Genomic DNA, 19,041 nt, shown 5'->3' on the forward strand with positions numbered 1-19,041 from the left:
GGAGGATCCTCCGGATAGGCTCATGGACGGCGCGACTGCACTGTTCGATAGCAAGGGATTAGCAAGGTGACGGACGGAGCAGTAACTGAGACCGCGCGCGTGCTCATCGCCGCGGACAAATTCAAGGGCTCGCTCACGGCCGTTCAGGTCGCTGAGCGGGTGACGGCCGGCCTTCGCAGGGCCGTACCGGGCGTGGAGATCGAGACCCTCCCCGTCGCGGACGGCGGCGACGGTACGGTCGCGGCCGCCGTGGCGGCCGGTTTCGAACGCCGGGAGGTACGGGTCACCGGACCGCTCGGAGACCAGGTCACGGCCGCTTTCGCGCTGCGCGAGGGCACCGCGGTGGTCGAGATGGCGGAGGCCTCCGGCCTCCAGCTGCTGCCGGCGGGTGTCTTCGCCCCGCTGACGGCGACCACCTACGGCTCCGGCGAACTGCTGAAGGCCGCACTCGACGCGGGAGCGCGCTCGATCGTCTTCGGTGTGGGCGGCAGCGCCACCACCGACGGCGGCGCGGGCATGCTGGCCGCGCTGGGCGCGGTGTTCCTGGATGCGAACGGTGAACCCGTCGGTCCGGGCGGCGGCGCGCTGGCGGCGCTGGCCTCGGCGGACCTGTCCGGCGTGGACCCCCGCATCAAGGAGGTCGACTTCGTCCTGGCGAGCGACGTGGACAACCCTCTGACGGGTCCGAAGGGCGCTCCGGCGGTCTACGGCCCGCAGAAGGGGGCGTCGCCCGAGGACGTCGCGACGCTGGACGCGGCGCTGGCGCACTTCGCGGTGGTCCTGGAGAAGTCGATCGGCTCCCTGGCCGCCGAGGCGGCGGTTTCGCCCGGCGCGGGCGGAGCGGGCGGCATCGGCTACGGGGCGCTGCTGCTCGGCGCCTCGTTCCGTCCCGGCATCGAGCTGATGCTCGAGGTGCTCGGCTTCGCGCCGGCGCTGGAGCGGGCGACGCTGGTCATCACCGGTGAGGGTTCGCTGGACGAGCAGACCCTCCACGGCAAGGCGCCAGCCGGTGTCGCGGCGGCGGCCCGTGCGGCGGGCAAGGAGGTCGTGGCGGTCTGCGGCCGTCTGCTGCTCACCGAGGAGGCCCTCCAGGCGGCCGGGATCCGCAAGGCGTACCCGCTCACCGGGATCGAGCCCGACCCGGCGGTGTGCATCGCGAACGCGGGGCCGCTGCTGGAGCAGGTGGCGCAGAACATCGCGGCCGAGGTCCTCTGACCCGGAGTCCGGCCCGTCCGGCGGCCCGGATCCCCTGACGGGGGTCCGGGCCGCCGGCGTTTCGCGGGCGGGCCGCCGTGCGGGGCGCGACCTACGCGGCCGCATGGGCGCCGACCGCATCGGAGGCTGCCGCTTCGGAGCCGGCCGCATCGGAGCCGGCCGCTTCGGAGGCCGCCCCGGAGGCGATCGCCTCGACGAGCTGACCGGTGGTGACGATCCGGGCGAACTGGCCGCCCTGCAGGTTGACGGCGGTGGCGGTGGCGAGTTGGTCGGCCGTCAGCCGGGGTGCGCCCGGTGCGGCGGCGGCGACCAGGTCGAAGGTGTGCGTGGCGTCGAGCGGTACGAGGACGTCGTAGCCCAGGTTCCCCGCCATCCGCGCCGTGAGCTCCACGCACATGTTCGTCTGGATCCCGGCGACGACGATCTGGCCGACGCCCTGCGCGGTGAGCCACTCGGCGAGGTCCGGGGTGCCGTAGAAAGCGGAGTTGACGGTCTTGGTGATGTGCAGGGCGGCCCCCTCCTCGCGCTCGGCCACGAAGTCCTTGAAGGCGTGGCCGGGCTGGTCCGGCCCGAAGATGGAACCGGCGGGCGACACGTGCTGGACGAGGACCACCGGGCGGCCCGATTCCTGCCACGCGTCCATCAGGGTGGCGATGTTGCCCTCGGCGGCCGGGTTGTTGCGCGGGCCCCAGTAGGAGGTGTCGTCGAAGCCCTTCTGGACGTCGATGACCAGCAGGGCACTGTTCGCGGCGATTTCGATCTTCTTGTTCGTCATGGCTCCATCCTCAGCCCGGCACGAGCCCCGGAACAGGGGCGCCGGGGACGCGAACCGATGAGATCGTGCCAACCTGGCAGCCCACGGGAAACCCCGCCGCCCACCCCGCCGAAGACCCGCCGGGCACGCCGCCGTTCACCCCCGCCGAAAGCCTGCCGCAGCCCGCCCGGCCACCCCGCCAAGGCCGTCGAACACGTCGCCGAGGCCCTCCTGACACCCCGTCGGCACATTGCCGGGCGCCCCGTCAGGACGTACGCAGGCCCCCGGGCCGAGGCCCGCCGGGCACACCGCCGAGCCCGTTCTGACAGCCCGTCGGCACGTTGCGCGGGCGCCCCGTCGGGACGTCACAGGCCCCCGGGCCGAGGCCCGCCGGGCATGCCGCGGAGGCCCCCGGGCTTCCGCCGGGGCACGTCGGCGGAGCCCGTTGGGCACCCGCCGAGGCCTATCGGGCACAACGCCAAGTCCGCCAGGGCACCCCGCTGCGTCCCTCCGGGCCGCTCGCCGGGAGGTTTCCCCGTACCCCGTCGGAACCTTCCCGGGGCGCCCGGGAAGAGGCCGCCGAGGGGCAGCGGGTGCTCCCGCCGAGGCCCCCGGGGTTCGGCCAAGGTGCGTCGGCGGGGGCCGCCAGGTGCGCCGGCGCCGGGTGCTCCGGGCCGCCGGAGGGACAATTCCGCCGGACCCCCTTCGCCCGAACCGCGGCAGCCCCGTCGGCACCGTGTGGCCCCCAGGTGCCCCCACAGGACCCCGCAGGCCTCGTGCGGGGGGTCGCGGCCCGCTGCCGCCGGACGGTGCGCCGGAGCCCCACAGGGCCCTTCCAGCCCCCTTGTTCACCGGGGCGGGCGTGGCAGACTCACGCCATGCACCGCGTCGCGATCGTCGTACAGCCCGGCATCCGCGCCTTCGACCTGGCCGTCATCACCGAGGTCTGGGGCACCGACCTCAGCCGCCTCGGGGTTCCGCCCTTCGACATGCGCCGGTGCTCCCTGACCCCGGGGCCGATCCCGCTCCCCGGCGGGCTGACCCTGACCCCCGACCGGGGGCTCGACTGGCTCCACGGCGCCGACCTCGTCGTCGTCCCCGCGCTGGCCCGGCCCAGCGATCCGACGCCCGAGCCCGTCCTCGCCGCCCTGCGCGACGCCCACGCCCGCGGCATCCCGGTGGCCGCCCTGTGCGCCGGCGCGTTCATCCTCGCCGAGGCGGGACTGCTCGCGGGCCGCCGGGCCGTGACCCACTGGGCGCTGGCCCCGACGCTGGCCGGCCGCCACCCCTCCGTGCGCGTCGAGGAGGCCCCGCTCTACGTCGAGGACGACGGGGTGTGGACCTCCGCCGGGGTCGCCTCCGGCATCGACCTCTGCCTCCACCTGGTCCGCGAGGCCCACGGCGCCGAGGCTGCCGCGGCCATCGCCCGCGCGATGGTGACGGGCCCCTTCCGCACCGGTGACCACGCCCAGTACCTGGACCGCCCGACCCCGGCCGCCGACCGGATCGCCGAGGCGCTGGCCGCCGTACGGGAGCGGGCGCTGGGGCGGCTGCACGAGGCGCTGGACGTGGCCACCCTGGCCCGGTGGGCCGGGATGTCGCCGCGCTCCTTCGCCCGGCACTTCGCCGCCGCGACCGGCACCACCCCGCACAAATGGCTCCTCGGCCACCGTCTGGACGAAGCCCGCAAACTGCTGGAACGGACCGACCATCCGGTCACCGAGGTGGCCCGGCGCGCCGGATTCGCCAGTGAGGTCACCTTCCGCCAGCACTTCACCGCGTACGTCGGCACGAGCCCCCGTGCCTACCGCGCCGCGGCTACCGCACCAGGGCCTCCCCCAAACCCCACGGACAGTGTTAGAAATGGCTCATGACCGGACGTTTTGGCCCACCCAGGGGCTCTGAAGGGGCGCCCGAGGACGGGTCCTCGTCCGAGCCGGGCCACGGCCGGGCCGCGCGCGCGGCCGGCCGCCCCTCCTCCCGGTTGTCCACGGGCCTCTCGCTCGGCGCGCGCAGCGTCGCCGGCCAGGTCTTCGCCCTCCAGGCCGTCCTCGTCCTGGTGCTGATCACGGCGGCCGCCGCGGCCCTGTTCTTCCAGGCCCGGTACGACAGCCAGCGCGACGCCCGCAACCGCTCGCTCGCCGCCGCCGAGGCCTTCGCCCACGCCCCCGGACTCCCCGCCGCGCTCAGGTCCGCCGACCCCACCGCCGAGCTCCAGCCGCTGGCCGAGGGCGCCCGCCAGGGCTCCGGCGTCGACTTCGTCGCCGTCATGACCACCGACGGGATCCGGTACACCGACTCCCGCCCCGAGCTGATCGGCCGACGCGCCACCGGCGACCTCTCCCGCGCCGTGGCCGGGCAGGCGTTCACCGAGACGTTCAAGGGGAAGCCGAGCGACGTGGTCCGCGCCGTGGTGCCCGTACGGGACTCCTCCGGCGCCGTGGTCGGCCTGGTCGCCACCGGCATCGAGGTCGCCAACGTCGGCGACGTGGTCGAGGGCCAGCTGCCCCTGCTCTTCGGCGCGGCGGCCGGCGCCCTGCTCCTCGGCACCGGTGGCGCGGCGCTCGTGAGCCGCCGGCTGCGGCGCCAGACCCGGGGCCTCGGCGAGGCCGAGATGACCCGGATGAACGAACACCACGAAGCGGTTCTGCACGCCGTCCGCGAGGGCGTGCTGATCATCGACAACGACGGCCGGCTCATCCTCGCCAACGACGAGGCCCGCCGTCTGCTCGACCTGCCGGCCGACGCCGAGCAGCGCTACGTCGGCGATCTCGGGCTCGACCCGTCCACGGCCGCGCTGCTGGCCTCCGGCCGGGTCGCCACCGACGAGGTCCACCGGTCGGGCGACCGGCTCCTCGCCGTCAACGTGCGCCCGACCAAGCCCTACGGCGGCCGCCCCACGGGCACCGTCACGACCCTGCGCGACTCCACCGAGCTCGCCGCGCTCTCCGGCCGGGCCGCGGTCGCCCGTGACCGCCTCCAGCTGCTCTACGACGCCGGTGTGCGCATCGGGACCACCCTGGACGTGGTGCGCACCGCCGAGGAGCTCTCCGAGGTCGCCGTCCCGCGGTTCGCGGACTTCGTCACCGTCGAGCTGCTGGAGCCGGTGCTGCGCGGCGAGGAGCCCGGCGGCGGGGCGCACACCGAGATGCGCCGGGCCGCCATCAGCGGGATCCGGGTGGATTCCCCGCTCCAGCCGGTGGGCGACACGATCCGCTTCGTGGTGCCGACCGCGCCGATGTCCGCGGCCCTGGACGCCGGGCGGGCGGTCCTCGCGGCCGATCTGAACCGCGCCTTCGGCTGGCGGGCCCAGGACCACGACGGCACCCGGGTGGCCCTGGACTACGGGCTGCACTCGCTGATCTCCGTACCGCTCCAGGCCCGCGGGGTGGTCCTCGGCATGGCCAACTTCTGGCGGGCCGACACCCCCGAGCCCTTCGACGAGGAGGACCTGTCCTTCGCCGAGGAGCTGGCGGCGCGGGCCGCGGTCTCCATCGACAACGCCCGCCGCTTCACGCGCGAGCACGCGGTGGCGGTGACCCTCCAGCGCAGTCTGCTGCCGCGGGTGCTGCCCGATCTGAGCGCCGTGGACGTCGCCTTCCGGTACCTGCCCGCGAAGGCGGGGGTGGGCGGGGACTGGTTCGACGTGATCCCGCTCGCCGGGGCCCGGGTCGCGCTCGTCGTCGGCGACGTGGTGGGGCACGGGGTGCACGCCGCCGCCACCATGGGCCGGCTGCGGACCGCCGTGCACAACTTCTCCACGCTCGACATGCCGCCCGACGAGCTGCTGGGCCACCTCGACGAGCTGATCGACCGGATCGACCAGGACGAGTCCGCGGCCGAAGAGGGCTCCGGGGAGGGCGAGTCCTCCGGCGTCACCGGCGCCACCTGCCTCTACGCGGTGTACGACCCGGTGTCCGGCCACTGCGCCATGGCCAGCGCCGGCCACCCGGGCCCGGCGCTGGTCGGACCCGACGGGGAGGTGGAGTACCCCGAGCTGCCGATCGGACTGCCGCTGGGCGTCGGCGGGATGCCCTTCGAGGCCGTGGAGCTGCAGCTGCCCGAGGCGAGCCGGCTCGTGCTGTTCACCGACGGGCTGCTGGAGGACCGCGACCGGGACTTCGACACCGGCCTCGCCCTGCTGACCGAGGCCCTGTCCCGGCCGGACCGCAGCCCCGACCAGGCCTGTTCCGACGTACTGGCCTCGCTGCTGTTCCCGGCGCCGAGCGATGACATCGCCCTGCTCATCGCCGACACCCGGCGGCTCCCGGCCGACCGGATCGCGGAGTGGGAGGTGTTCCCGGACCCCTCGGACGTGTCCCGGGTCCGCCGCGCCGGTTCCGCGCAGCTCTCCGCGTGGGGCCTGGGGGACGTCGCCTTCACCGCCGAGCTCATCCTCAGCGAGCTGATCACCAACGCCATCCGCTACGGGACCCCGCCGATCCGGGTCCGGCTGCTCCGCGACCGCACCCTGATCTGCGAGATCTCCGACGGCAGCAGCACCTCACCGCACCTGCGCTACGCGGCCACGACCGACGAGGGCGGGCGCGGCCTGTTCCTCGTCGCGCAGTACGCGGAGCGCTGGGGCACCCGCTACACGGACCGCGGCAAGGTGATCTGGGCGGAACTCCCCCTGACGGGCGCGGCGGAGCCGGCGCCCCCGGCCGTGGTGGACCTGGACGCCCTGGAGGACCTGGCCTGGTAGCGGGACGGGGTCGGCCCCCGGCTCAGAGCCGGGCGGCCAGCCTGGCCTTCGCCTCCGGCCATTCGGTGGCCAGCAGGGAGAAGTACACGCTGTCGCGCCAGGTGCCGTCCGGGCGCCGGCGGTGACGGCGCAGGACGCCTTCGCGCTGCGCTCCGAGGCGGGCGATCGCGGCCTGGGAGCGGGTGTTGAGGTGGTCCGTCTTGAGCTGGACCCGGCCCATGCCGAGGTCTTCGAAGGCGTGAGTGAGCAGGAGCAGCTTGGACTCGGTGTTGACGGCGCTGCGCCAGTAAGCGCGCCCGTACCAGGTCCAGCCGATCTCCAGGCGTTCGTCGGCCGCGCTGATGTCGAGGTACGTGGTCCAGCCGATGGCCTTGCCGCTTTCGAGGTGGATGACGGCGAAGGGGACGTACTCGCCGCGCTCCGCCGCCTCCAGCACGGCGTCGAGCGTGGCGCCCAGCTCCTCCTCGGTCCGCGGCGCGGGGCCGCCCTGCCAGCGCCACACCTCCTCGTCCCCGCCGCCGGCCGCGTACAGGTCGGGGAGGTGGCTGCGGGTGAGCGGCTCCAGGCGCACGTGGCGGCCGGTGAGCGTGACGGGGGACGGCGACTTGGCAGACGTGGCAGACATGACGGAAACGCTAGCCGCTCGTTGCGCTAGACACAAAACATTATTGCGCTAGTGCGTTCACAGCGTCCGGGCCAGCAGTACCGCCACGTCGTCCTGCGGGGCCTCCGGGAGGAGGCGCGCCAGGATCGTGTCGCAGAGGGCCTCCAGCGGCTCTCCCCCGCCCCTCAGGGCGCCCGCCAGACCCGCCATCCCCTCGTCCAGGTCCCGGTCCCGGGACTCGATGAGGCCGTCCGTGTAGAGCACGAGCAGGCTGCCCGGCCCGAGCCGGACCTCCTCCGTGCGGAACTCCCGTCCTCCCGTGCCGAGCGGGGTCCCCGGCGGGCCGTCCAGGAAGGTCACGGCCCCGGCGGCCGTGACCACGGCCGGCGGCGGATGACCGGCCCGGGCGATGACGCACGCACCCGTCACCGGGTCGTGGACGGCGTAGACGCACGTGGCCATCTCGTCCTCGCCGAGGTCGGCCACCACCGCGTCCAGCGAGCGGAGCATCTCCTCCGGGGTCACCTGATGCCGCGCCAGGGTCCGTACGGCGGTGCGCAGTTGGCCCATCACCGCGGCCGCGTGGATGCCGTGGCCCATCACGTCGCCGATCACCAGGCCGGTCCGGCCGTCCGGCAGCTCGATCACGTCGAACCAGTCCCCGCCGACGTCGTGGTCGCTGGCCGGCAGGTAGCGGCCGGTCAGCTCCAGGCCGGCGACCTCGGGCAGCGCGTTGTTGGTGAGGCTGCGCTGCAGGGTCAGGGCCGCCGCGCGCTGGGTGGTGTACATCCGGGCGTTGTCGATGTTCAGGGCCGCCCGGGCCACCACCTCGTCGATCAGCACGCAGTCCTCGTGGTCGAAGACCTCGCGCCCGCGCACCCGGGTCACCACGACCACCCCGAGCACCCTCCCGCGGGCCACCAGCGGGACCATGCGGGCGCAGCCGAGGGTGGCCAGGTACGCGCGCAGCGCGGAGGCGCGCGGGTCCTTGATCAGGGCCGGGATGTCGGCGGTGAAGAGGTTCATCGCGACGCCCTCGGTGATGACCTGCTCGTAGGCGGTGCCCGCCGGGATCTGGAAGGTCTGCCCGGCGGTCAGTTTGGCGGTGGGCGCTCCCGGGTCCGGAAAGAGGGAGGCCAGGCGGCGCAGCACGCCCCGCGTCGAGGCACCGGCCTCGTCGGGGTCCAGTACGGATTCCAGGAGCTGTACGTCGGCCGAGTCCGCGAGCTGCGGTACCAGCACCTCCACGATCTCCTGGGCCGTCTGCCCGAGGTCGAGCGTGGTGCCGATGCGGGTGCCGGCCTCGGAGAGCAGGGCGAAGCGGCTCCGCGCCCGCTCGGCCTCCGCCTGGGCGCGCTGTCCGTCGGTGATGTCGATGAGGGAGGCGATCAGGCCGAGGCGCCGCCCGGAGCCGTCCAGCAGCGGGGCGTAGGAGCAGGACCAGGTCCGGTCGTGGTCGGGGTCGGCGGGGGTGCGGCCGGTGCGGCGGACGTCCACGACGGCGGAGCCGCATTCCAGCACCTTGCGCATGAGCCGTTCGAGCGCGGCGGCGTTGACCCCGGGCACGACCTCGGTGAGCCGCTTGCCGACGTGCTCGGCGGCGGACACCCCGTTCATCCGGGCCAGGGCGTCGTTGACCCGCAGGAAGCGCAGGTCCGGGCCGAGGGTGCCGAGGCCGATCGGCGACTGGGTGAACAGGCTCTGCAGCGCGGCGAGCGAATCGCGCATCCGCAGGACCTCGGAGGTCTCCACGGCGATGAGCATGGAACCGGTGCGCCCCTGCGGATCGGGCGAGGGCAGGATCCACATCTCCATCGCGACCTGGTGTCCGTCGCGGTGGCGCACGGGCAGGGTGCCGACGACGGTCTCCCCGGCCTGGACCCTGCGGGTCAGCTGGTCGGCGAGCTCGTGGTTGGCGTCGGGGACGAGCACGGCGGAGCCCAGCCGGCCGAGGATGTCCTCGGGGCGGTGGCCGAGCAGGTCCTGGGCAGCCAGCGACCACTCGACGACGAGCCCGTCGGCGTCCTCCCGCCACAGGGCGATCGGCAGCAGCTCGCTCAGTACGCCCGCGTACCCGACAGCAGCCACCGGCTGGTCCGGTACCTCGCTCGTCTCCTGGTACGTGTCCAATGCGCCGACCTCACCCCAGGGGGCCTGATTCCTACCGATTCACACTATCCGAGCCTTCGCTGACCGGCGCTGTGTCGCGCCGGATTCCGGCTTCGGGTGGAGCCAGGGCAGGATCGCGGTGACCCACGCCAGGACGGCGGTACGAGGCCGCGCGCGCGAGCGCCGCCCCCTGCAGCGCGGCGCGGTCCGCGGGGAGCGCGCGGGTGACCGCGCGGGCCAGCTGCGTGGCGGCCGCGGCGGCCCTCATCTCGACGGCGTCCTCGTACAGGGACTCCGAGCCGGACTTCACGGCCAGGGATTTCGCGGCGATCCGGACGAGGCGGGTGGCCCGCTTGCGGTCGCCCTTCTCGGGCTCGGGCGGGAAGGGCGGCACGGGCTGGAGGAACAGCAGCCACCGGTCGGCCCTTCCCGTCACCGGGATTCCGGCGACGGCCCGGACCGCCCAGGCGACGGGGATGTTGTCGAGGAGGCCGCCGTCGATGAACTCGGCGCAGCCGCCCAGGTCGCCGTCGGGATGGCCGCTCTCGCTGCTGATCCCGCGCATGTCCACCCGGGGCTCCGCCTCCTCCCGCTGCGGTGCGCCGTCGCCGACGAAGCAGCGGCCCGGCTCGAAGGCCACCGGGAAGGAGGAGGAGGAGGTGCGGGCGGCGTGGCGAGCCGGTCCAGGGCCTGCGCGCGGGCCTCGCCGTCGGGGAAGTCGGTGAGGCCGCCGCGGTGGCGGACGTGGAAGTACGCGTTCGAGCGGCCGACCAGCAGCGGCTCCCCGAGGGTGGGCCGCACCCAGTCCGTACGGGGGCGCAGCCGGGTCGCCGTCAGGATCAGCCGCAGCGAGGAGGCGGGCCGGAAGGCGGAGTCGGGCGGCGGGACCAGCGCCTCCAGGGCCGCGCGGAGTCCGCCGTAGAAGACCTCGTCGCCGCGCATCAGCGCGTTCGGGACGTCGAGGAGGGCCGGGCGGCGCAGCAGGTCCTCGAGGTCGCCGAGGTGCAGCCAGACGTCGCGGACCCCGTGGTCGAAGGGCATTCCGTACACGAGGTGGCAGGCGAGCAGGACCCCGTTGAGGCCGCCCGCGCTGGTGCCCGAGAGGACGTCGATGTCGACGGTGCGGTAGCCGCCGGCGTCGAGCAGGGTCCGGTAGACGTCCGGGCACCCCGGGCCCGTCGTGGCGCCCCCGTCATCGCCCGGAGGGCGGCTACGGGGCTCCGCCTGCGTGCCGGGCGTCGCGCAGGCGGGAGTCCGGCGGCGGGCCCGGGCGCCGGGCGCGCTCGGGGCGGCTTCCCGCAGCTTCGACACCTCGCAGCACGCGCCGCCCATCCAGACGGCGAGGCTGACCCCGCCCCGCATGGCGAGGGCCAGCCGCAGCTCCGTACCGCGGGGCCCCGGCCGGGTACCGGTCATACCTCCAGCTTGGCCCCGGGCCGGGCGCCCCGCAGCCGGGCCGCTACTCCCGGTCGTCGACTCCCCGACGTCCGCTCCAAGCCGTCTGTTCCCCGCGGTTGGCTCCCCGCGGTCTACTCCCAGTCGTCCCACGGCGGGTCGATGTCCTCGTCCTCCGGGCCGAAGAGCGATTCCTCCGCCCGCGTGGCCGCATTCGCCTGGGCGGGCACGGCGGCGGGGGCAGCCGGGGCGGCCCGCGTGACCGCGGCCGGGGCGGGCACGGCGGCGGCGGCCCGCGTGGCCGCCACCGGGGTGGCCGCCGCCGGGGTGGCCGCCGCCGGGGCGGCTGCGGTCTCCGCCGACGCGGCCCCCGCACCCGGCTCGGCCTGCGCTCCGCCCAGGGTCTTCAGGATGCCCTCGGCGTACTTGGCGAGCTTCGCCTCGCCGACTCCGTTGATCGTGCCCAGCTCCGCGACCGTGGCGGGCAGCTGCGTGGCGATCTCCCGCAGCGTCGCGTCGTGGAAGACGACGTACGCGGGCACGCCCTGCTCCCGCGCGGTCTCGGCGCGCCATGCGCGCAGGGACTCGAACACCGGCACGGCGGCCGCCGGCAGGTCGACCGGTACCCGGCCGCCCTTCCCGGAGCGCGATCCGCCGGACTCCCTGCGGGACGAACCGGCCGCCGGCGCCGTCTCCTTGCGCATCGGGACGCTCCGGCTGCCGCCCAGCACCTCGCCGCTGGCCTCGGTCAGCACGAGCGTGCCGTAGTCGCCCTCCACCGCCAGCAGGCCGAGCGCCAGCAACTGCCGCACGACGCCGCGCCATTCGTTCGTGCCCAGGTCCGTCCCGATGCCGAACACCGAGAGCCCGTCGTGGTCGAACTGGATGACCTTGGCCGTCTTCTTGCCCTGCAGGATGTCGATGATCTGGCCGGCGCCGAACTTCTGGCGCCGTTCCTTGGCCAGCCGCCACACCGTGGACAGCAGCTTCTGCGCCGCCACCGTCCCGTCCCAGGACTCGGCCGGGGTCAGGCAGGTGTCGCAGTTCCCGCAGTCCGGCGCACCGGTCTGCCCGAAGTACGCCAGCAGCCGCACCCGGCGGCAGCCGACCGTCTCGCACAGCGCGAGCATCGCCTCGAGGTGTCCGGCCAGCGCGCGGCGGTGCGCTTCGTCGCCCTCGGAGCCCTCGATCATCTTGCGCTGCTGCACCACGTCCTGGAGCCCGTACGCCAGCCAGGCCGTGGCGGGCTCGCCGTCGCGGCCGGCGCGGCCGGTCTCCTGGTAGTAGCCCTCGACCGACTTGGGCAGGTCCAGGTGGGCCACGAAGCGCACGTCCGGCTTGTCGATGCCCATGCCGAACGCGATCGTGGCCACCACCACGACCCCGTCCTCGCGCAGGAACTTCGACTGGTTCGCCGCGCGCGTCCGGGAGTCCATGCCCGCGTGGTACGGCACGGCGTCGATGCCCTGCTCGACCAGGGCGGCCGCCGTCTTCTCCACCGAGGCCCGCGAGAGGCAGTAGACGACGCCCGCGTCCCCGGGGTGCTCGGTGCGGATCAGCTCCAGCAGCTGCTTGACCGGGTTGTTCTTCGCCACGATCCGGTACTGGATGTTCGGCCGGTCGAAGCCGGCCACGAAGTGCCGGGCCTCGTCCAGGCCGAGGCGCGCCGCGATCTCGGCGTGCGTGGCCTCGGTGGCCGTCGCGGTCAGCGCGATCCGCGGCACCTTGGGCCAGCGCTCGTGCAGCATGGACAGCGCGAGGTAGTCGGGGCGGAAGTCGTGGCCCCACTGGGCGACGCAGTGCGCCTCGTCGATGGCGAAGAGCGAGACCGTGCCCCGGTCGAGGAGCCGCTGCGTCCCTTCGGTGCGCAGCCGCTCGGGCGCCAGGTAGAGCAGGTCGAGCTCGCCGGCGACGAAGGCCTGCTCGACCGCGCGCCGGTCGTCGGACAGCTGTGTCGAATTGAGGAACCCGGCCCGCACCCCGAGCGCGTTCAGGGCGTCCACCTGGTCCTGCATGAGCGCGATCAGCGGGGAGATCACCACTCCGGTACCTGCTCTGACCAGCGCCGGAATCTGGTAGCAGAGCGATTTGCCGCCGCCGGTGGGCATCAGCACCAGCGCGTCGCCGCCGCCGGCCACGTGCTCGATGATCTGCTGCTGCTCGCCGCGGAACGAGTCGTACCCGAAGACGCGGTGGAGCACCTGCTGGGCGTCGGGGATTTCGACGGCTGCTTCCGAAGGGGTCATCCCAGAAGCCTAGCGACCTCCTCGGACACATCCGCCCGGATCCCCTCGACCCTGTGGATATCCCGGAAGGACCCACCGCCCCGCACGGGCGGCGCGGCCGTGCGCCCCGGCAGCCCGACCGGTGACACAGTGGGGGATCTCCCGTATCTCCCGGCCTCCGAGAGGAACACGCGATGTGGCAGCCCGACGGGTGGGACGTGCGCGTCCGCCTCGGCGTCCTCACCCCGCACGCCGATGTCGGCCCCGAGTCCGAGCTGCGCGCCATGGCTCCGGCCGACGTGGGGCTGCACGCCGCCCGGGTGCCGTTCCGCGCGATGGGGCGCGGCGGCGCGATGGACCCCACCATTCCGCTCGCCCCCGTACGGGCCTTCGCCGAGTCCCCGCACGTGGACGAGGCCGCCGAGCTGCTGGCCGCCGCCCCGGTGTCGGTGATCGCCTACGCCTTCACCAGCTCCGCGTACGTGATCGGCCCGCGCGGGGAGCGGTACATGCTGGACCGGCTGCGCGAGCGCACCCACGGGCTGCCCGTGGTCGCCACGTGCGCCGCCACCGTCGAAGCGCTGCGGGCGCTGGGGGCCGGCCGGCTCGCCCTGGTGGACCCGCCGTGGTTCGACGAGACGCTGAGCGACCTGGGCCGGGGCTACTACGAGGACGCCGGCTTCGAGGTCCCGTACGCCGCCCCCTGCGGCCTCCCCAGCGGGCAGACCCTCATCGGGCCGCGGGCCCTGCACGACTGGGTGGCGGAGCACGTCCCCGACACGGCGGACGCGGTCGTCATCGGCGGCAACGGCTTCCGCGCCGTCGGGGCGATCGCGGCCCTGGAGGCCACGCTGGGCCGCCCGGTCCTGACCGCGAACCAGACCCTCCTGTGGGCGGCCCTCCGCGCGGCGGCCACCCCGACCACCCCCATCACGGCCTACGGGCGGCTCTTCTCGGCGGCTTGAGGGCCTGCGCCGCCTTCCGTCCGCCTCCCGGCCGCCTGCGCGCCGTGCGCCGAGCCGAAATATGATGACCTCGGGTCTTTCGCGCAGCGGAAGCAGAGGCACATGGACGTATCCCGGAGTGGTCCGTGACCCCGCGCCGGCCTCCCCGGCCCGCCAGCGCGGATCTGCTGAGCATGCTGGGCCGGCTGACCGCCCAGGCGCGGGAGGGCGCAGAGCTGCAGCAGGCCCGGGTGGAGCTGGCCGAAGCCCTGCAGCGCGAGCTGCTGCCCGCCTCCCTGCCCGTCCTGCCGGGGCTGAGGACGGCGGCCCGGTACGCGCCCGCCCGGCTCGGCCTGGACATCGGCGGTGACTGGTACGACGGCTTCCGGGTGGCGGGCGGGGCCCTCGCCTTCTCCATCGGCGACGTGCAGGGGCACGATGTGGCGGCCACCGCCTTCATGGGGCAGGTCCGGGTGTGTCTGCGCGCCGTGGCCGCCGTGGTCCTCGATCCCGGCGAGGTGCTGAGCCAGGCCAACGAGGTACTGCTCTCGATGGACAGCGAGCTGTTCGCGACCTGCAGTCTGCTCCGCTTCGATCCGCGCACGTGGGAGATCCAGACGGCCCGGGCCGGCCACGTCCCCACCGTCTGGGCCACCGTCGACGGCCGGTACGGCATCGCCGAGGACGCCGGCGGTCCGCCGCTGGGCACGGTCACCGGGGCCCGCTACCCGGTGACCCGCCGGAGGCTGACGGAGGCGGGCTCCCTCGTCCTGGTCACCGACGGGGTGGTCGAAGGGCCGTCGTTCCCGATCGAGGCGGGGCTGGAGCGGGTGGCCGGGATCGTCCGGGCGGCGGCGGGGGCCGGTCCCGACGAGCTGGCCGTCGAGGTGATGAAGGTGGCCGATCTCACCGGACACGCCGACGACGCCGCGGTGCTCGTCCTCGGCCACGACGCGGCCCGGCCACCCTGACCCTCCAGGCCACGCTGACCTTCCCGGCGACGCCGGCCCTCCCGGCCACGCCGGCCCTCCCCGGCGACCGGCCACCCGTCCGCGCGTGTCACGCCCTGCCGGGACACCCGGGCCGTTGTCTGATGCAGTGGTGCGCACCGTGGAATGGCGACGTCCGGCCGAGACCCTCCTTCGGATCCTCGGGGTCGCCGTCGCCTACTACGCGACCGGTCGGCTCGGCCTGCTGCTGCACGTGAGCGTCGAGGGGGCGGTGGTCACACCCCTGTGGCTGCCCACGGGCATCGCCCTCGCCGGTCTGCTGTGGTTCGGGCCCCGGATCTGGCCGGGCCTCGCGCTCGGGACCTACCTCGCCATCGAGCGGCTCAGCTCGTTCGGTCCGGACGACCTCGGCATCATCGTGGGCAACACCCTGGGTCCGCTGTGCGCCTACGCGCTGCTGCGCCGGGTGGGCTTCCGCCCCGAGCTGGACCGGCTGCGGGACGGGCTGGCGCTGGTCTTCCTGGGCGGCCTGGTGCCGATGCTGCTCAGCGCCACCACCGGGACCTGGACGCTGGTGTCGACCGGCGACCTGCCGCTGCGGAGCTTCTGGCCGGTGTGGTCGGCCTGGTGGGCCGGCGACACGATGGGCGTCCTCCTGGTGACCCCGCTGCTGCTGGTCCTGCGCCGGGCGCGGCTGCCCCGGGATCCGTACCGGGTGGCCGAGGCGGCGGCTCTGGCGGTCTCGGTCGGCGGCGTCACCCTCGCGGCCACCCGCAGCTCCCTGTCCCTGCTCTTCCTCGTCTTCCCGCTGCTCATCTGGGCCGCGGTGCGCTTCCGGCTCCCCGGCAGCGCACCGTGCGCCCTGCTCGTGTCCGTCCTGGCGATCACGGCGGCGACCGACCGCGCCGGACCCTTCGCAGGCCACACCCTGCTCGAGGTCATGGTCAACCTCCAGGCGCTCAACGGAGCGGCCGCCCTGACCGCGCTGCTGCTGGCCGCCCTCGTCACCGAGCAGGACAACGTCCGCATGAAGATCGAGGAGGTCTGCGAGGACCTGGCCGACGTGGTGGCCCGCCTGGCCCCGCCGAAGGACTGACCGGCGGCGCCCGGCCCCGGACGGTCCGGACGTCCCTTTCGGCCTAGGCCGTCTCTTTCGGATCTTGTCGGTCAGGTCCGCGGCGCCCGGTGCCGTGCCTCGCCGTGCTGCCGGGGCTCCCGCGTACTGGACGTACTCGGGTGCCCCGGCAGCGCGGCGAGGTGCGGTGCCGGGCGGCGCGGACCCGGCAAGATCCGAAAGAGACGGCCTAAGCCGGCAGGACCGCCCGGGGTGCGTCCGCCGGGTCGAGGACCGCCGCGATGCCCCGGGCGAGGTCCGGAATCCGGTGCGCCGGGATTCCCGCGATGTTGATCCGCCCCGAGGTGGTGCCGTAGACGGCGTACTGCCGGCGCAGCCGGAGCATCTGGTGCGGCGTGAGCGGCAGCATGGAGAACATCCCCTTCTGCCGTGCCAGCGAACGGGCCTGCTCCCCGCGGCCCAGCGTGGTCAGGTGGGCGGTCAGATCGGCCCGGTTGGCCATGATCCGGCCCCGCATGACGTCGAGTTCCGCCCGCCAGGCGGCCCGTAGGCCCTCGTCCTCCAGGATCGTGGTCACGACGGCCGCGCCGTGCTCGGGCGGCATCGAGTACAGCGTCCGGGCCGCGTTCTGCAGGGCCGTCTCGGCGTGCCGCACGTCCCGGCCCGAGGCACCGAGGACGATGGCGCAGCCGACGCGGTCGCTGTAGAGGCCGAAGTTCTTCGAGCAGCTGACGGCGATCAGCATTTCCGGCACGCGCGCCGCCAGCATCCGCGTGGCCAGCAGGTCGGCTTCCAGGCCGTCGCCGAGCCCGTGATAGGCGAGGTCGACGAAGGGCACCCAGCCGCCGTGGGCGGCCGACTCGGCCAGCGCCTCCCAGTCGGCCGGCAGGGGGTCCACGCCGGTGGGGTTGTGACAGCACCCCTGGAGCAGGACGACGTCGTCCCGCCGGGCCCCGCGCAGTTCCCGCAGCACGCCGGCCGTGTCGAAGCCGCCCTCGGCGTCGCGCCAGCCGTACGGGCGGACCTTCAGCCCGGCGGCCTCCAGGATGGGCCGGTGGTTGACGTAGGCCGGATCGCTGACCCACACCGTGGTGCCGGGGCGGGTCCGCCAGATCAGGTCGGCCAGGAGCCGCAGTGCGCCGGAGCCGGCGACGGTCTGTACGGCCGCGGCCCGGTCGGACGGTCCGCCCGGGCCGGGGCCCAGGACCAGGTCCAGCAGGGAGCGGTTGAAGGCGGCGTTGCCGGAGAGACCGCGGTACTCCTTGGACTCCGAGCGGTGCGCCAGGCGCATCTCGGCCTCGCGTACGGCGGCCATCACGGGCGTGGTTCCCGTCTGGTCCCGGTAGACGCCGAGGACGAGGTTCATGCGTTCGGGCCGGTCGTCGGCGCCGAACTCGTAGGTCAGGTCCCACAGCGGGTCGGTGGACGGCGGCGGGAGGAGCTCAAGCATCTGCGGGAACCTCGGGTCGGGGGCGGCGGTTGGCGAGGACGACGCCGGCGGTGATGAGGGGTACGCCGACCAGCACGGCGGGGGTCGGCGATTCACCGAGCAGCGGGATGGCGAGCAGGACGACGGCGACGGGGCTGAGGCTGCCGACGACGGAGCTGCGCTCGGCGCCGAGCCGGCGGATGGCGAAGGCGTACAGAAGGCCCGCGCACAGTCCGACCCCGAGCCCCTGCACCACCAGGAACAGCACGATGTCGCTGCCGGCCGCGTGCGCGATGCCCGTCGGGAGCACCCCGGTCAGAACCAGGACCGCGATCACCGCGAAGGAGGGCAGGCACAGCAGTCCGATCGATCCGACGGGGTCGAGGTCCACCTCGCGCAGTCCCACCGTGTAGAGGGCCCACAGACCGCTGGCCACCAGGAGCGTGCCGGTCCCCGCGAGGACGTCCGTGTCCACCGGAACGACGTAGCGCCAGACGAGGGCGACCACACCGGACGCGATCAGCGCGAGCCCGGCCGCCTGCGTTCCCCGGGGGACCCCGTGTCCGCGGCGGACCATGATCCCGGAGACGAACAGCGGGACCATCCCGGGGACGATCGAGCCGACGAAGGCCGCGGACGTGAGCGCGCCGCCGTGCATCGCCGCCAGGAAGAAGGGCACCCCCGCACCGCAGATGATCTTGAGTGCGACGACCGGCCGCACCGCGGCGATGCGGCGGCGGCGCCGCCACAGGGCGGGGAGCAGGACGAGGAGGGGGACGCCGAACCGCAGCAGGGCCGCGTCGGCGGGCAGGAGGGAGGAGGCGCTCAGGGCGCGGGCGCTGAGCGCGAAGGCCGCCCAGATCGCCACGGTCAGCAGGAGGGCCAGCATTCCCTCGGCTTGCGGGGAGAGCCCGAACCGGCCGGGGTGTCCGGCCTTCGGGCCCGCCGCGTCGGGAGGCGCGGTCGCCGGGGTGGTGTTCGTCGCGACCAAGGAAATTGCTCCAGCCTCTGAGAGCGGACCGGTCCGGCCCGCTCCCTGGCAACGCTAGGGCTTCGGGCGGGGCAGTCGATTGCCAGTTCTGCCTCTCAGACATACGTTTGGGGCAGAATCTGCCAAGGAGTGGCCATGGACGCAGTCGATCTGCAGATCATCAGGGAATTGCAGGCCGACGGGCGCCTGTCCAACCAGGATCTGGCCGACCGCGTCCGGCTCTCCCCGTCGCCCTGTCTGCGCCGGGTCCGGCGCCTGGAGGAGGCGGGCCTCATCCGCGGCTACACCGCCATGGTCGACCAGGTCGCCTTCGGACTTCCGGTGACCGTGTTCGTACGGATCCGCCTCGAACGCCACACGGCGGAAGCGGTGAGGCTGTTCGAGGAGCACGTCGCGGTCATCGAGCACATCCAGGACTGCTACCTGATGGCGGGAAGCAGCGACTACCTGCTCCGCGTCGTGATCGAGGACCTCGAAGCCTACGAAGCCCTGGTGCGCCACCGGATCCACGCCATTCCCGGGATCGCCTCGATCGAGTCGAGCTTCGCGTACGGCAGCGTCAAGCAGTCCAGGACGTACCCGCGGCCCGCCCCGGGCGCATCGAGGCGCACACGGCCCTCCTGAGCCGGTCACGGCGGTCACCTG

General features: G+C 74.3%; 15 protein-coding genes. 7 read left to right on the forward strand and 8 right to left on the reverse strand.

The features are described from left to right. Nucleotides 1–66: 66 nt before the first annotated feature. Entirely contained in the window at nucleotides 67–1,215 is a 1,149-nt protein-coding gene (locus ACODT5_RS10275; RefSeq protein WP_422518863.1) for a glycerate kinase, read from the forward strand. A gap of 91 nt (nucleotides 1,216–1,306) precedes the next feature. On the opposite strand, the gene ACODT5_RS10280 is transcribed toward ACODT5_RS10275, so the two are convergent. Further along, nucleotides 1,307–1,990 (reverse strand): cysteine hydrolase family protein, encoded by a 684-nt coding sequence (locus ACODT5_RS10280; protein WP_422518864.1) that lies wholly within the window; start codon nucleotides 1,988–1,990, stop codon nucleotides 1,307–1,309. An 857-nt stretch (nucleotides 1,991–2,847) separates the two neighbouring features. Between ACODT5_RS10280 and ACODT5_RS10285 the strand changes: the two genes are divergently transcribed. Both ACODT5_RS10285 and ACODT5_RS10290 read left to right on the forward strand, forming a co-directional pair. Continuing rightward, nucleotides 2,848–3,843, forward strand: a complete 996-nt coding sequence (locus tag ACODT5_RS10285) for a GlxA family transcriptional regulator (RefSeq protein ID WP_422518865.1) — start codon at nucleotides 2,848–2,850, stop codon at nucleotides 3,841–3,843. Then, entirely contained in the window at nucleotides 3,840–6,674 is a 2,835-nt protein-coding gene (locus tag ACODT5_RS10290) for a SpoIIE family protein phosphatase (RefSeq protein ID WP_422518866.1), read from the forward strand. Before ACODT5_RS10285 ends, ACODT5_RS10290 begins: the two co-directional genes overlap by 4 nt. 22 nt (nucleotides 6,675–6,696) lie before the next feature. On the opposite strand, the gene ACODT5_RS10295 is transcribed toward ACODT5_RS10290, so the two are convergent. From ACODT5_RS10295 to recQ, 5 genes are all read right to left on the reverse strand, one after another. Beyond that, nucleotides 6,697–7,299, reverse strand: a complete 603-nt coding sequence (locus ACODT5_RS10295) for a GNAT family N-acetyltransferase (RefSeq protein WP_422518867.1) — start codon at nucleotides 7,297–7,299, stop codon at nucleotides 6,697–6,699. Nucleotides 7,300–7,356: 57 nt separating this feature from the next. Further along, nucleotides 7,357–9,408: a SpoIIE family protein phosphatase gene (locus tag ACODT5_RS10300; protein ID WP_422518868.1), complete on the reverse strand. Its 2,052-nt coding sequence runs from the start codon at nucleotides 9,406–9,408 to the stop codon at nucleotides 7,357–7,359. Between the two features lie 31 nt (nucleotides 9,409–9,439). Continuing rightward, on the reverse strand, nucleotides 9,440–9,823 hold the full coding sequence (locus tag ACODT5_RS10305; protein WP_422518869.1) for a hypothetical protein: 384 nt from the start codon (nucleotides 9,821–9,823) through the stop codon (nucleotides 9,440–9,442). Continuing rightward, entirely contained in the window at nucleotides 9,820–10,803 is a 984-nt protein-coding gene (locus tag ACODT5_RS10310; protein WP_422518870.1) for a patatin-like phospholipase family protein, read from the reverse strand. The genes ACODT5_RS10305 and ACODT5_RS10310 overlap by 4 nt, the downstream gene beginning before the upstream one ends. 113 nt (nucleotides 10,804–10,916) lie before the next feature. Next, nucleotides 10,917–13,028, reverse strand: coding sequence for a DNA helicase RecQ (recQ, locus tag ACODT5_RS10315; protein ID WP_422518871.1), 2,112 nt, complete (start codon nucleotides 13,026–13,028; stop codon nucleotides 10,917–10,919). A gap of 173 nt (nucleotides 13,029–13,201) precedes the next feature. Between recQ and ACODT5_RS10320 the strand changes: the two genes are divergently transcribed. The 3 genes from ACODT5_RS10320 (at nucleotide 13,202) to ACODT5_RS10330 (ending at nucleotide 15,997) form a co-directional block, all read left to right on the forward strand. After that, nucleotides 13,202–13,972: a maleate cis-trans isomerase family protein gene (locus tag ACODT5_RS10320; protein WP_422518872.1), complete on the forward strand. Its 771-nt coding sequence runs from the start codon at nucleotides 13,202–13,204 to the stop codon at nucleotides 13,970–13,972. A 125-nt stretch (nucleotides 13,973–14,097) separates the two neighbouring features. Next, on the forward strand, nucleotides 14,098–14,922 hold the full coding sequence (locus tag ACODT5_RS10325; protein ID WP_422518873.1) for a PP2C family protein-serine/threonine phosphatase: 825 nt from the start codon (nucleotides 14,098–14,100) through the stop codon (nucleotides 14,920–14,922). A gap of 127 nt (nucleotides 14,923–15,049) precedes the next feature. Further along, nucleotides 15,050–15,997, forward strand: a complete 948-nt coding sequence (locus ACODT5_RS10330) for an MASE1 domain-containing protein (protein ID WP_422519619.1) — start codon at nucleotides 15,050–15,052, stop codon at nucleotides 15,995–15,997. Between the two features lie 208 nt (nucleotides 15,998–16,205). On the opposite strand, the gene ACODT5_RS10335 is transcribed toward ACODT5_RS10330, so the two are convergent. Both ACODT5_RS10335 and ACODT5_RS10340 read right to left on the reverse strand, forming a co-directional pair. Beyond that, nucleotides 16,206–17,426: an amino acid aminotransferase gene (locus tag ACODT5_RS10335; RefSeq protein ID WP_422518874.1), complete on the reverse strand. Its 1,221-nt coding sequence runs from the start codon at nucleotides 17,424–17,426 to the stop codon at nucleotides 16,206–16,208. After that, nucleotides 17,419–18,396 carry a DMT family transporter gene (locus ACODT5_RS10340; protein ID WP_422518875.1) on the reverse strand — a complete coding sequence of 326 codons (978 nt, stop codon included), beginning with the start codon at nucleotides 18,394–18,396 and terminating at the stop codon, nucleotides 17,419–17,421. Before ACODT5_RS10340 ends, ACODT5_RS10335 begins: the two co-directional genes overlap by 8 nt. Nucleotides 18,397–18,531: 135 nt before the next feature. On the opposite strand from ACODT5_RS10340, the gene ACODT5_RS10345 reads away from it, so the two are divergent. Beyond that, nucleotides 18,532–19,020, forward strand: coding sequence for an Lrp/AsnC family transcriptional regulator (locus ACODT5_RS10345; RefSeq protein ID WP_385367490.1), 489 nt, complete (start codon nucleotides 18,532–18,534; stop codon nucleotides 19,018–19,020). The last annotated feature ends 21 nt before the right edge of the window (nucleotides 19,021–19,041 follow it).

This window comes from Streptomyces tatrensis (assembly GCF_049310065.1).
Classification (GTDB): domain Bacteria; phylum Actinomycetota; class Actinomycetes; order Streptomycetales; family Streptomycetaceae; genus Streptomyces.